This is a genomic window from Arthrobacter mangrovi, assembly GCF_026011795.1.
GTDB classification, from domain to species: Bacteria; Actinomycetota; Actinomycetes; order Actinomycetales; family Micrococcaceae; genus Crystallibacter; species Crystallibacter mangrovi.
The window spans coordinates 90553-102758 of the sequence record NZ_BRVS01000008.1 but is presented as its reverse complement, the minus strand read 5'-3'; the positions used below and the strand labels follow the sequence as shown (position 1 = coordinate 102758).

The 12206-nt window shown below is 67.4% G+C and carries 9 protein-coding genes and 2 tRNA genes; 10 read left to right on the top strand and 1 reads right to left on the bottom strand.

The genetic code is table 11. The features are described 5' to 3' along the window. The 7 genes from AHIS1636_RS09980 (at nt 1) to AHIS1636_RS09950 (ending at nt 7398) form a co-directional block, all read left to right on the top strand. A complete protein-coding gene (locus tag AHIS1636_RS09980) occupies nt 1-1161 on the top strand; it encodes a cystathionine gamma-synthase (RefSeq protein ID WP_264795673.1) in 1161 nt (386 codons plus the stop codon). A 90-nt stretch (nt 1162-1251) separates the two neighbouring features. Next, nucleotides 1252-1926, top strand: a complete 675-nt coding sequence (locus tag AHIS1636_RS09975; RefSeq protein WP_264795672.1) for an MOSC domain-containing protein — start codon at nt 1252-1254, stop codon at nt 1924-1926. Between the two features lie 72 nt (nt 1927-1998). After that, nucleotides 1999-4023, top strand: a complete 2025-nt coding sequence (locus tag AHIS1636_RS09970) for an NADPH-dependent 2,4-dienoyl-CoA reductase (protein WP_264795671.1) — start codon at nt 1999-2001, stop codon at nt 4021-4023. After that, nucleotides 4023-4571 carry a PadR family transcriptional regulator gene (locus tag AHIS1636_RS09965; protein ID WP_264795670.1) on the top strand — a complete coding sequence of 183 codons (549 nt, stop codon included), beginning with the start codon at nt 4023-4025 and terminating at the stop codon, nt 4569-4571. The genes AHIS1636_RS09970 and AHIS1636_RS09965 overlap by 1 nt, the downstream gene beginning before the upstream one ends. Before the next feature lie 420 nt (nt 4572-4991). Next, the gene (locus AHIS1636_RS09960; RefSeq protein ID WP_264795669.1) at nt 4992-6911 is read left to right on the top strand and encodes a DEAD/DEAH box helicase; all 1920 of its coding nucleotides are present in this window, start codon (nt 4992-4994) and stop codon (nt 6909-6911) included. A gap of 281 nt (nt 6912-7192) precedes the next feature. Continuing rightward, a tRNA-Thr gene (locus AHIS1636_RS09955) sits at nt 7193-7264 on the top strand. 57 nt (nt 7265-7321) lie between these two features. Next, a tRNA-Met gene (locus AHIS1636_RS09950) sits at nt 7322-7398 on the top strand. Between the two features lie 207 nt (nt 7399-7605). Here the strand turns inward: AHIS1636_RS09950 and AHIS1636_RS09945 are convergent. Then, nucleotides 7606-8739, bottom strand: coding sequence for a zinc-binding dehydrogenase (locus AHIS1636_RS09945; protein ID WP_264795668.1), 1134 nt, complete (start codon nt 8737-8739; stop codon nt 7606-7608). Between the two features lie 238 nt (nt 8740-8977). Between AHIS1636_RS09945 and AHIS1636_RS09940 the strand changes: the two genes are divergently transcribed. The 3 genes from AHIS1636_RS09940 to AHIS1636_RS09930 are packed head-to-tail and all read left to right on the top strand — an operon-like array spanning nt 8978 to nt 12203. After that, nucleotides 8978-9997 carry a zinc-dependent alcohol dehydrogenase family protein gene (locus AHIS1636_RS09940; RefSeq protein WP_264795667.1) on the top strand — a complete coding sequence of 340 codons (1020 nt, stop codon included), beginning with the start codon at nt 8978-8980 and terminating at the stop codon, nt 9995-9997. Then, on the top strand, nt 9994-10686 hold the full coding sequence (locus AHIS1636_RS09935; protein WP_264795666.1) for a DUF2291 family protein: 693 nt from the start codon (nt 9994-9996) through the stop codon (nt 10684-10686). The genes AHIS1636_RS09940 and AHIS1636_RS09935 overlap by 4 nt, the downstream gene beginning before the upstream one ends. Further along, nucleotides 10683-12203: a sugar ABC transporter ATP-binding protein gene (locus tag AHIS1636_RS09930; protein WP_264795665.1), complete on the top strand. Its 1521-nt coding sequence runs from the start codon at nt 10683-10685 to the stop codon at nt 12201-12203. Before AHIS1636_RS09935 ends, AHIS1636_RS09930 begins: the two co-directional genes overlap by 4 nt. The last annotated feature ends 3 nt before the right edge of the window (nt 12204-12206 follow it).

The window sequence follows — 12206 nt, the reverse complement described above, 5'->3', positions numbered from 1 at the left end:
ATGACTGCAGAGAACACCGGCGGCTTCAATACCCGTGCCATCCACGCCGGACAGGCCTTCGAACCGCGCACCGGCGCGGTCGTCCCGCCCGTCCACTTCAGCTCCACCTATGCCCAGGACGGAATCGGCGGACTGCGCGAGGGCTACGAGTACGGCCGCGGCACCAACCCCACCCGCGATGCGCTCCAGGAGCAGCTGGCCGCCCTTGAGGGGGCCAAGTACTCCTACTCCTTCTCCTCCGGCCTCGCCGCGGAAGACGGCTTGATCCGCGCGCTGATGGCGCCGGGCGACCACATCGTGCTGGGCAACGATGCCTACGGCGGAACGTACCGCCTGATCAACCGCGTGCTCGGCCCGTGGGGCATTGGCCACACCGTCGTCGACATGGCGGACCAGGCTCGCGTGGCCGAAGCGGTGAAGGCCAACAAGACCCGCTTCGTATGGGTGGAAACCCCCTCCAACCCGATGATGAAGGTCACGGACATCGAAGCCCTGGCCGAGGTGGCCCACGAGGCCGGAGCGCTGCTGGTCGTGGACAACACCTTCGCATCGCCGTACCTGCAGAATCCTCTGGCCTTCGGCGCGGACATCGTGGTGCACTCCACCACCAAGTACATCGGCGGCCACTCGGACGTGATCGGCGGCGCCGTGGCACTGAACGACGACGAACTCGCCGAGAAGGTCGGCTTCGTCCAGTTCGCGGTGGGCGCCGTTTCCGGCCCGCTCGACGCGTTCCTGACCACGCGCGGCCTCAAGACCCTCGGCGTCCGCATGGACCGGCACTCGTCCAATGCCCAGGCCGTCGCCGAATGGCTGCAGGGCCGCCCCGAGGTGGAAGCCGTCTACTACCCGGGCCTGCCGGACCACCCGGGCCACGAGCTGGCCAAGAAGCAGATGCGCCGCTTCGGCGGAATGGTGTCCGTGTCATTCAACGGCGGAGAGGCCGCCGCCCGCAAGATCGCCGAATCGACCCGCGTCTTCACGCTGGCCGAGTCCCTCGGCGGCATCGAGTCGCTGGTCAACTACCCGTCCCAGATGACGCATGCGTCCGTGAAGGGCACCGAGCTGGCCGTGCCGGAGAACCTGATCCGGCTCTCGGTGGGCATCGAGGACGTCGAGGACCTGATCGCCGACCTCGAGCAGGCATTCGCCGGACTCTAAGCGTCCGCCTGCTGACCCAAACCAACGACGACGGCCGCCCGCCTTCTGCACGAAAGGCGGGCGGCCGTCGTCGTACCTAGACTTGACCTCATGACTCACGGAACCCTGCTCGCCGTCTGCCGCGTCCACGCGCTCAAACCCGACGCGAGCAAGGTGGGAATCACCGCGATCGATAAGCGTCCCGTGGCCGGGCCGGTGGCGGTCCACGAGCTCGGGCTGCGCGGGGACGTCCAGGCCGACAGGAAGAACCACGGCGGGGAACTGAAGGCGCTCTACGCCTACGCCGCCGAAGACGCCGCACAGTGGGCCGTGGAGCTGGGCCGGGACATTCCCGCCGGACTCTTCGGCGAGAACCTGCGGACCGAGGGGCTGCCGGTCAGCGGTGCGCTGGTGGGGGAGCGGTGGCGGATCGGCGGGGCCGTGACGGTGACGGTCACCATGCCGCGCATCCCGTGCGCCACCTTCGGCCGGCACATGGACCAGCCGCAATGGGCCAAGCGCTTCCTGGCCAGGGGCCTGCCCGGGGCCTACCTGAAGGTGGATGCGGCCGGAGCGATCGCCGCCGGGGGCTGCATCGAGGTGCTCTACCGTCCGACGCACGGGGTGACCGTGGCGGACGTCTCCGGCGGGCTGGACCTTGAGCAGGCGCGGGCGCTGCTGCAGTCGGAGAACGACGGCGAAATCACTCTGGGCGGCAACGTTGTCCGGGCCGTGCGCCGGGCGCTGAAGCGGGCGAAGGCCGGGGCTCCGGCGACGGCGCCGTAACCGCCGCGGCTCTTGCCACCTGAGGGGCCGTGGCATAGCGTTTATGCAACTTGTTGTGCAAAGGAGCGCAGTGTGACCGGTCCGTATCCCCGCCTGCTGGAACCCCTCGACCTAGGCTTCACCACGCTGCCCAACCGGGTGCTGATGGGTTCCATGCACACGGGCCTGGAGGAACGGCCCGGCGGATTCGAGAGGCTTGCCGCGTTCTATGCGGAACGCGTGCGCGGCGGGGTCGGCCTGATTGTCACCGGCGGCTTCTCGCCGAACGAGGCGGGAAGGTTGGCTCCCGGCGCCGCCATGCTGTCCACCCCGGAAGAGGCCACGGAGCACCGGACGGTCACCGAAGCGGTGCATGCGGCCGGCGGCAGGATCGCCCTCCAGCTGCTGCACGCCGGGCGCTACGCCGCCCATCCGGACCTGGTGGCCCCCAGCGCGGAGCAGGCCCCGATCAGTCCTTTCGTGCCGAGGGAACTGGACGCCGCAGAGATCGAGCAGACCATCGAGGACTTTGCCAATGCCGCGCGGCTGGCGCAGTCGGCCGGGTACGACGGCGTGGAGATCATGGGCAGCGAGGGCTACCTGGTCAATGAGTTCATCACGGCCCGGACGAACCGGCGCGCGGACGGCTGGGGCGGGGACTACGGCAGCCGCATCCGTTTCCCCCTCGAGATCGTGCGCCGGACCCGGGAGCGGGTAGGGCCAAACTTCATCCTCATCTACCGCTTGTCCATGCTGGACCTGGTCGAGGGCGGTTCCTCGCTGGCCGAGGTCATCGAGCTGGCGCAAGGCGTCGAGGCGGCGGGGGCCACGCTGATCAACACGGGCATCGGCTGGCACGAGGCGCGCATTCCCACGATCGCCACGTCGGTACCGCGGGCCGGCTTCGCCTGGGTCACCAAGCAGCTCATGGGACGGACCGGTCTTCCCCTGATCGCGACCAACCGGATCAACACCCCCGAGACCGCGGAGCAGGTGCTGGCCGACGGCTGCGCGGACATGGTCTCGATGGCGCGGCCGCTGCTGGCGGACCCGGCATTCGTGCTCAAGGCTTCCCGCGGCGTGGCCGACGAAATCAATACGTGCATCGCCTGCAACCAGGCCTGCCTGGACCACACGTTCGCCGGCAAGGTGAGCTCCTGCCTGGTGAACCCGCGCGCCGGACACGAAACCGAGCTATTCCTGCGGCCGGCCGAGGAGAAGAAGCGGCTCGCCGTGGTGGGCGCCGGGCCGGCAGGCCTGGGTTTCGCGCTCGCCGCCGCCGAGCGCGGGCACCGCGTCACGCTCTTCGAAGCGGCGGACAGGATCGGCGGGCAGTTCAACCTGGCCGCGCGGATCCCCGGGAAGGAAGAGTTCCGCGAGACGCTGCGGTATTTCCGGCGGCAGCTGGAACTGGGCGGGATCGACGTGCGGCTGGGGACGCGTGCGACGGCCGGGGCGCTCCAGGCCGAGGGATTCGGCGAGGTCGTCCTGGCCACGGGCGTGCTGCCGCGGGTGCCGGAGATCGAGGGGCTGGACCATCCCTCCGTGCTGGGCTACCTCGACGTGCTGCAGGGCAGGAAGCCGGTCGGCGCCACCGTAGCCATCCTCGGTGCCGGCGGCATCGGCTTCGACGTCGCGCACTTCCTCACCGAGGCCGGCCCCAGCGAGGCGCTGGATCCGGAGCTCTTCCGCGTGCAGTGGGGGATCGACGCGCAGTACGCCGCTGCCGGCGGCCTGTCCCGCTGCCGGCCGCGGCCAGCGGCGCGGACGGCCTACCTGCTGCAGCGGAAGAGCAGCAAGATCGGCGCCGGCCTGGGCAAGACCACGGGGTGGATCCACCGGACGGAGCTGAAGGAAAAGGGCGTCACCATGATCCCCGGCGTGACCTACCGGAGGATCGACGACGCCGGACTCCACTTCAGCGTCGAGGGCACGGAGCGGGTGCTCGCCGTGGACACAGTGGTGCTCTGCACCGGCCAGGAACCCCGCCGCGAGCTGTTGCCGGACCTCGAATCCGCGGGCTTTAGGGTCCACCTGATTGGCGGCGCGGACGTGGCCGTCGAGCTGGACGCCAAACGCGCCATCGACCAGGCGGTCCGGCTGGCCGCGGTGATCTGATGTCGCTGCGCCACGCCATCCTGACGGCGCTGCTGGAGAAGCCCGGGTCCGGGGCGGAGCTGGCGCGGCGCTTCGACCGTTCCTTCGGCTTCTTCTGGCCGGCGACGCACCAGCAGATCTACCGTGAACTGGGCGTCCTGGAGCGCGACGGCATGGTCCGCTCCACCGGCCGGGGCTCCTCCCGCGGCCGCGCCAAGGACTACGAGGTCCTGCCTGCCGGCCGGTCGGAACTGGCGGACTGGACCGGACGGCAGCAGGATCCGCGGCCGGTGCGCGAGGAACTGATGATCCGCCTCCGGGCCTCCGCCGTCCTGGGCGCACCCGACATCGGGCCCGAACTGCGCCGGCATGTTGAGCTCCACCGCCGCCAGCTCAGGACCTACCTCGACCTGAAGGAACGGACCTTCCCGCCGGGCCGCACCGGCAGCACGAGCCGAGCCGGCGACACCGGGCGCGGCAGCCGCCTGCAGCGCGCGGTGCTGGAGGCCGGCATCGTCTTCGAGCAGGCCTGGATCGAGTGGGCCGAGGACACCCTGGACGGGCTTTGACCGGGGAGGCGTCCCCACGCCGCCAGCGGGTCCATCCGCCTGCCTGCCGCCGCCTGCTGCCCGGCGGGCACCTGTGCCCAAGCTCACCGCCGCCGTCGTACTTGCGCGGACCTGCAGCCGGCGCGGATGCCGTACACTGGATACATCCCCCACTCCGGTATTCCCTTACTTCGGCGCGTCGCGTCTGATTGGTGTGTTGGGTCCGCAGCTATTGCGGACAGTTTCATTTTGGGAGCGCCGGCTGTCGAAAGCGTCATACAGACCGCCGGGAGGCGGCCAGCAGCTGTGACGGAAAGTCCTGCCGCGGGATTGCAACAGCGCCGGACTTGTGTCAATGAGCCTCCCAGGACGTCGCCGTCTCCTTGAGACGGCCATGCTTTGCGTGGCTTCCGTTCCCCGAAATGAATATGAGGAACCTTCGTGTCCGAAAATCCCACCTCCACCGTGTCCGAAACCGAAGCCGCTGCGCCGGCCCAGGCTGCACCCGAGGAAGAAACCGTACTCTTCACCGACCTCGGCCTTGACGGCCGTGTCCTGGCGGCCCTGACCGACGTCGGCTACGAGAAGCCGTCGCCCATCCAGGCCGCGACCATTCCGGTCCTGCTGGAAGGCCGTGACGTCGTCGGGCTGGCCCAGACCGGCACCGGCAAGACCGCAGCCTTCGCCATCCCGGCCCTGTCCCGGATGGCCGAACTGCCCGCCACCAAGAAGACCCAGATCCTGGTGCTCGCGCCGACCCGCGAACTCGCGCTGCAGGTTGCCGAGGCCTTCTCCTCCTACGCCGCCCACATGGAGGACTTCACCGTCCTCCCGGTCTACGGCGGCTCCGCCTACGGCCCCCAGCTGGCCGGCCTGCGCCGCGGCGCCCAGGTCGTCGTCGGCACCCCGGGCCGCGTCATCGACCACATCGAAAAGGGCTCGCTGGACCTGTCCGAACTCCAGTACATGGTGCTGGACGAGGCCGACGAAATGCTGCGCATGGGCTTCGCCGAAGAGGTAGACCAGATTCTCTCGAAGACCCCCGAGGAGAAGCAGGTTGCCCTGTTCTCGGCCACCATGCCGAGCGCCATCCGACGGATCGCCAAGAAGTACCTGAAGGATCCGGCCGAGATCTCGGTCAAGTCCAAGACGTCGACCGGCTCCAATATCCGCCAGCGCTACGTCCAGGTCATGGGCGCCCACAAGCTCGACGCGATGACGCGGATCCTGGAGACCGAAGAGTTCGACGGCGTGATCGCCTTCGTCCGCACCAAGATGGCCACCGAGGATCTGGCGGACAAGCTCAAGGCCCGCGGCTTCACCGCCGCCGCCATCAACGGCGACATCCCGCAGCAGCAGCGTGAACGCACCGTGGAAGCGCTGCGCGAAGGCAAGGTGGACATCCTGGTGGCCACCGACGTCGCCGCCCGCGGCCTGGATGTCGAGCGGATCAGCCACGTCATCAACTACGACATCCCGCATGACACGGAGTCCTACGTCCACCGGATCGGCCGCACCGGCCGCGCCGGCCGCACCGGCGACGCCATCCTCTTCATGACCCCGCGCGAGAAGTACCTGCTGCGCGCCATCGAGAAGGCCACCCGGCAGAGCGTGGAGCTGATGCACCTGCCGACCGTCGACTCCGTCAACGCCAACCGGCTCGAGAAGTTCGCCGGCCGGATCACCGAAACGCTGGAGTCCGAGGACCTGAGCGTCTTCCGTGAGCTCGTGGCGAAGTACGAGGCCGACCACGACGTGACCGCCGTGGAGATCGCCGCCGCGCTGGCGCACATGGCCCAGGGCGGACGTCCGCTGCTGATGGAGGAACTGCCGGCGCCGCCCGCCAAGCAGGCGCGCCTGGCCAACGGCAAGAAGGACGGCTTCGGCTCCCGCGGGCCCAGCCGCCCGCTGACCGAGGGCAACGCCACCTACCGGATTGCCGTCGGCCGCCGGCAGCGGGTTATGCCCGGCTCCATCGTCGGCGCCCTGGCGAACGAGGGCGGCCTGACCTCCGCCCAGATCGGCGGCATCGACATCCGCAGCGACCACTCTCTGGTCGAGCTGCCCTCCGACCTGTCCCAGGACCAGCTCCGCGCCCTGTCCAGGACCCGGATCGGCGGAGAGCTCATCCACCTCGAGCTCGACTCCGGCCGCAAGCCGCGCCGCGACCGCGAGGATTTCGCCGGCAGCCGTGGCGGCTACGGCGACCGCGGGTTCAAGAAGAAGTTTGATGGCGACCGCGGCGGTTACAAGAAGAAGTACGACGGCGAGCGCGGCTTCGGCAAGGACCGCGGGGACCGCGGGGAGTCCCGTTTCGGCCACGGAGCCGGCGCACGGAAGCCGCGGCACACCAGCTACTAGGAACACGGCCCAGCGCTCCAGCTGGCCCCTTTCGGGAGGCACCCGCAGCCAGGCAGGCTGCGGGTGCCTCCCGCTTTTGTGCGCAATCTCACGGCATGACCCGATCCGCCGCCTGGATTGCGGGACCGGGGCGTTCCGGACCGGCGCGGAGCGAGGAGCGTCTCCAGGGCCCGCGCCAAGCCGCAAAAACGCTGGCTGGAGCCGGTTTATGTGGGGCTGGACACAAACAGGCCATTTCGATTTCACTCTGACCGAATCTGCTGGTAATGTATTTCTCCGTTGCCCCCCTAGCTCAGTGGTAGAGCGCGTTCTTGGTAAGAACGAGGTCACCGGATCGATTCCGGTGGGGGGCTCTGAATGGCGGAGCCCGCGTCTGTGTCGAAAGGCGCAGCGCGGGCGTTCCCATTCGTGGCGGTGTAGCTCAGCTGGTTAGAGCGCACGACTCATAATCGTGAGGTCCCGGGATCGAGTCCCGGCACCGCTACCAAAGGAAAAGGCAGGTCGGCGGCTCTCAGAGCCGAAGGGCCTGCCTTTCCTGCTATCTGCCCGCCGAGGCAGCGCCCATCCGCAACGCGGGGACGCGGCCTTGCGGATGCGCCGGGGCGGCAGGGGCCATCCGCAATGCCGTTCCCTCTGATGGTGGGGAGCGGCGGCGCCACCCCTCTCTCGGGCACTTCCCGCATGTCCGGTGCCGTCACTCTGGAGTGCGGCCGGGCAGGATGGAGACTTTGACGGAGGCGCCGGCGGTGTCGGCGACCAGGTCCAAGGCCGCCTGGAAGTCCTTGAGTAAGAACTGGTCGGTGCAGATCTCGTTCATCGGCAGGATGCCGGCTTCGAGCATCTTGATTGCAGCGGGCCAGCAGTGTGGCCCCAGATGGGCGCCGCGCACGTCCAGTTCCTTGTCGTCGCTGATGATTGACCAGTCGACCGTGACGTCGGAACCGAACACCGAATACTCCACATACCGGCCGAGCTTGCGCAGCAGGTTCAGGCCCTGGCCGACTGCCGAGGGGTGGCCGGTGCCCTCGATGTAGACGTCGGCGCCGTAGCCGTCGGTCATGTCCTTGATCAACTGCACCGCGTCCTGCTTGCCCACATTGATGGTGACGTCGGCGCCACATTTGCGGGCCAGCGCCAGTTTGTCGTCGGACATGTCCAGCGCCACCACTGTCAGCGCCGCCTTGGCCCTGGCGCCGGCGACCATGCCCAGGCCGATAGGGCCGCAGCCGGCGATGACGACGATGTCGTCGAAGGTGATGCCGGCGCGCTCGACGGCGTGCAGGGAGCAGGAAAGCGGTTCGGCGAAGGCTGCGTGGTGGGCCGGTAGGTCCTTCGAGATCCGGTGTGGACGTGCGATTTTGGGCACTACGAGATACTCGGCCATGCCGCCGTGGTAGTTCCGGAAGCCGAACATGTCGTGCGGCCCGCACATCCAGTACTCGCCCCGTACGCAATAGCGGCACTGCCCGCAGGGGACGATCTGTTCGCAGGTGACGCGGTCGCCGACGTCCACGCCGTGGTGGGCGGTGGCCTCGTCGTCGGCCCGAATGATGATGCCGGCAAACTCGTGCCCCGGAGTAATTTCCTTTTGGGCCCAGGCCGGCCGGTTCTCGTCGCCCCAGAACTTTGCCGCCCCGTGATAGCACTTCAGGTCGCTGGCACAAACGCCGACGGCCTCGACCTTCATCAGCATCTCGCCCGGCCCGGGGACCGGAACTGGCACCCGCTCAAGCGTGTAGTTCTCCGGACCGTGGCAGACCACGGCCTCCATCGTCTCGGGCAGCCCGGATTGGGCTGCGGCTTCGGGTGCAGGAGTGGTGGTGGACATCGGTCCTCCTCGGAAATTGTGACCTAGGTTACAAGATTAGTCCGCGGCGCGAGTCTCGTTCTGTGCGATAGCGGCTCGAATGGCACCCATTGACAGTGACTTACCTCACAGCTACCTTATGTTTATAACACGAGCAGGTCACAAAATAACAGACTGCTGTATGCCCCAATGACGGGAACAACACCACCGCCGGCGGGTGCCGAACCTGATTAGCCCTGTGGACGGGAGCGTCATCTGTATGCGAGCGATAGTTTTTGAAGCCCCGGGAGAGTTGGCCCTCCGCGATGTCGCGGACCCTGCCCCAGGCCCCCGCGAAGTTGTGATCCAGGTGGCGGCCGTAGGCATCTGCGGCACCGACACCCATGTCTTCGACGGCGAATTCGAGGGGACGGTGTTTCCGCTGATCCCCGGACACGAGGCCTCGGGCGTGGTGGTCGAGGTGGGTAGCGAGGTGACCAGCCTGGCGGTGGGGGAACACGTGGTGGTCAATCCCAGCACAACCTGCGGTGAGTGCGAGTTTTGCCTCAACGGCAAGAGCAATCTGTGTCGAAGCTGGAACGGTCTCGGGGTGGTTGCCAGCGACGGGGCCGCGGCACAGTACCTCAAAGCACCTGTCAGCAACGTTTTCCGCCTCAAACCTGAAACCGACCTGCACCAGGCCGCCCTGGTAGAGCCGCTGGCCTGCGCCATCCGCGGCTATGACATCCTGCCCCGGAAGATGGGTGAGCACTACCTGGTCTACGGCTCCGGGACGATGGGGCTGCTCATGGCCCAGCTGGCTCCTCGGGCCGGCGCCGCCAGCGTGACAATCGTCGACCTGAGCCCGGCCCGCCGCGAGGCGGCCGAGGAGGTGGGCATCGAGCACGTCTATACCAGCGCGGACGAGGCCGACCGGGACCAGTGGGACGTGGTCATCGACTGCACCGGGGTGGTCCGCGCCATTGAGGACGGACTGCCGCGGGTCAAGGCCGGCGGCACCTTCCAGCATTTTGGCGTCGCGCCCGCTGAGGCGAAGGCCGCCTACTCTCCGTTCCGCGTTTACCGGGACGAACTTAACATCGTCGGCACCATGGCGGTGCTGAACACCTTCGGACGGGCCGTCGAAATGTTCGAAGCCGGCGCCGTCCGGAGTGTTCCGATGATCAGCCATTCCTTCACACTGGACGACTACGCCAAGGCTCTGGAGATGTTCCGCGAGGGTTCCGGCCGCAAGCTGCAGATCCGTCCTAACGACACTGAATCCAAGGTCCTGCGATGAGCACAGAGACGAGAACGCCAGCCTCGGAAGCCCCAAGGCCCGGCAAGCCGAAGAAATCCGTCTTCACTCCCGGTCGGCTGATTGCCGCCGCCGTCGTCTTGGTCGTGCTGATCCTGATGTTCTTCAGCACGAAGATCCTGACGGGCAAGGAAGCAACCGAGGCGGTGCCGGGAACCTTCAGCCCCGAGTCCTACGCCCAGGAAAAGTTCAGTTCGGAAATCGCGCCGGACATCATCAAGCGGGCGACTGAACTGGCCGTCGTGCAGAAGGCGATTGCCGCCGACCCCGACGCCGCCGCCGACAAGTACGGGGTGGTCTCCGGCTCCTCGCCCGCCGTCTATTCGGTTAAGTTCACCGGCACCGCCGGAGAGCCGGAGGCCAATGGACAGCTGCCGGTCAAGGTTGAAGGCGTTCCGTCCGATATCAAGGTGCTGCTGCAGATGGGTCCGGCCATCAACGGCACGGCGGTCCGCGACGCCACGGGCAAGGTGGAGTTCTCCCAGTTCAAGAACCAGATCGATTACCAGAACGTGGGCGCGGAACTGAATAAGCAGGTCAAGGACCAGGTGCTGTCCAAGGTTGATGCGGCCTCGCTGGCGGGCAAGAAAATCGCGGCGGTCGGCGCGTTCAGCCTGATCAACCCGTCCGCCTACATCATCACCCCCGTGCAGATCGGAGAGGCGCCGTGAACGAGGTCGTTCTCCGTGCACAGAACGTGACCAAGCGCTACGGCGGCACCCAGGCGCTCAAGGGTGTGGATTTCGAGGTCCTCAAGGGCCGGGTCACCTCACTATTCGGCGAGAACGGGGCCGGTAAGTCCACGTTGATGAAGATCCTCTCCGGTATCGAGCAGCCCACCTCGGGCAGCCTGGAGCTGCGCGGAGAGCCGGTGGAGTTTGCCGACACCGTGGAGGCCCGGGACCGCGGGATCTCGATCATTCACCAGGAGCTGAGCCTGAGCCCGAACCTGAGCGTGCGGGACAACATTTTCATGGGCCGGGAGATCACCGGCAAGGCGGGCATGGTCGACTATGCCGCCGAGCGCAGGATCGCCAAGGAGTTGATGGAGCGCCTTGAGGAGCCGATCGACCCGGACACCAAAGTGTCCGATCTGCGGCTGGGCCAGCAGCAGATCGTCGAAATCGCCCGCGCGCTCTCGGTCGATGCGCGGATCCTGATCATGGACGAGCCAACGTCCGCGTTGAGCGCCTCGGAAGTGGAAGTCCTGTTCAAGGTCATACGGGACCTGACGGCTGCAGGAGTGTCCATCGTCTACATCTCGCACCACCTCGAGGAGGCGATCGAGATCTCCGACCATGCCGTGGTGCTGCGGGACGGGCTGATCGTGGCGCAGGCAGAGATCGCCGATGTCGACCTGGACTGGATCGTGGGCAACATGGTCGGCCGCGGTTTCGATCTGGGCAGCCCGCCCAGCCCCGAACACTTCGGCGAGGTGGCGCTGCGGATCGACCAGGCCATGGTTGCCGACCCGGCCAACCCGGAGCGGCTGTCCGTCAACGGCGTCTCCATCGATGTGCGGGCCGGCGAAGTCGTCTGCATATACGGGCTGATGGGGGCTGGACGGACGGAGCTGCTTGAGGCACTGGCCGGGCGGGTCCCGCTGGTCGGAGGCAGCTTCACGGTCCTTGGCCAGGACATCTCCGGGCTGAATATCTCCGAGCGCATCGCGCTGGGACTCGGGCTCGTCCCCGAGGACCGGCAGCGTGACGGGCTGGTACAGACCATGTCGGTCGGCCGGAACCTGTCGCTGGCAAGCCTGGGCACATTCCTGAAGGGCCTGGTGCTCTCCCGCCAGGAGGAGAAGGACCTGATCCAGAAAATGATCAAGGACGTGCGGGTCAAGACCGCCGGCCCGAACGCCGCCATCGGCTCACTCAGCGGCGGCAACCAGCAGAAGGTCGTCATCGGCAAGATGCTGGCCACCAATCCCAAAGTCATCCTGCTGGACGAGCCCAGCCGCGGCATCGACATCGGCGCCAAATCCGAGGTATTCGGCCTGCTCAGTGAGTTGGCTGAACAGGGTCTGGCGGTCCTGTACTCGACCTCGGAAGTCGGTGAGTGCCTGAGCATCGCGAACCGGGTCATTGTGCTGAGCAAGGGCCGCATCTCCGCCGAGTTTGATGCGGCAACGACCACTAAAGAGCAAATCATGGCGGCTTCGGGCGAATCCGCTGTCGCAGCCTAAATG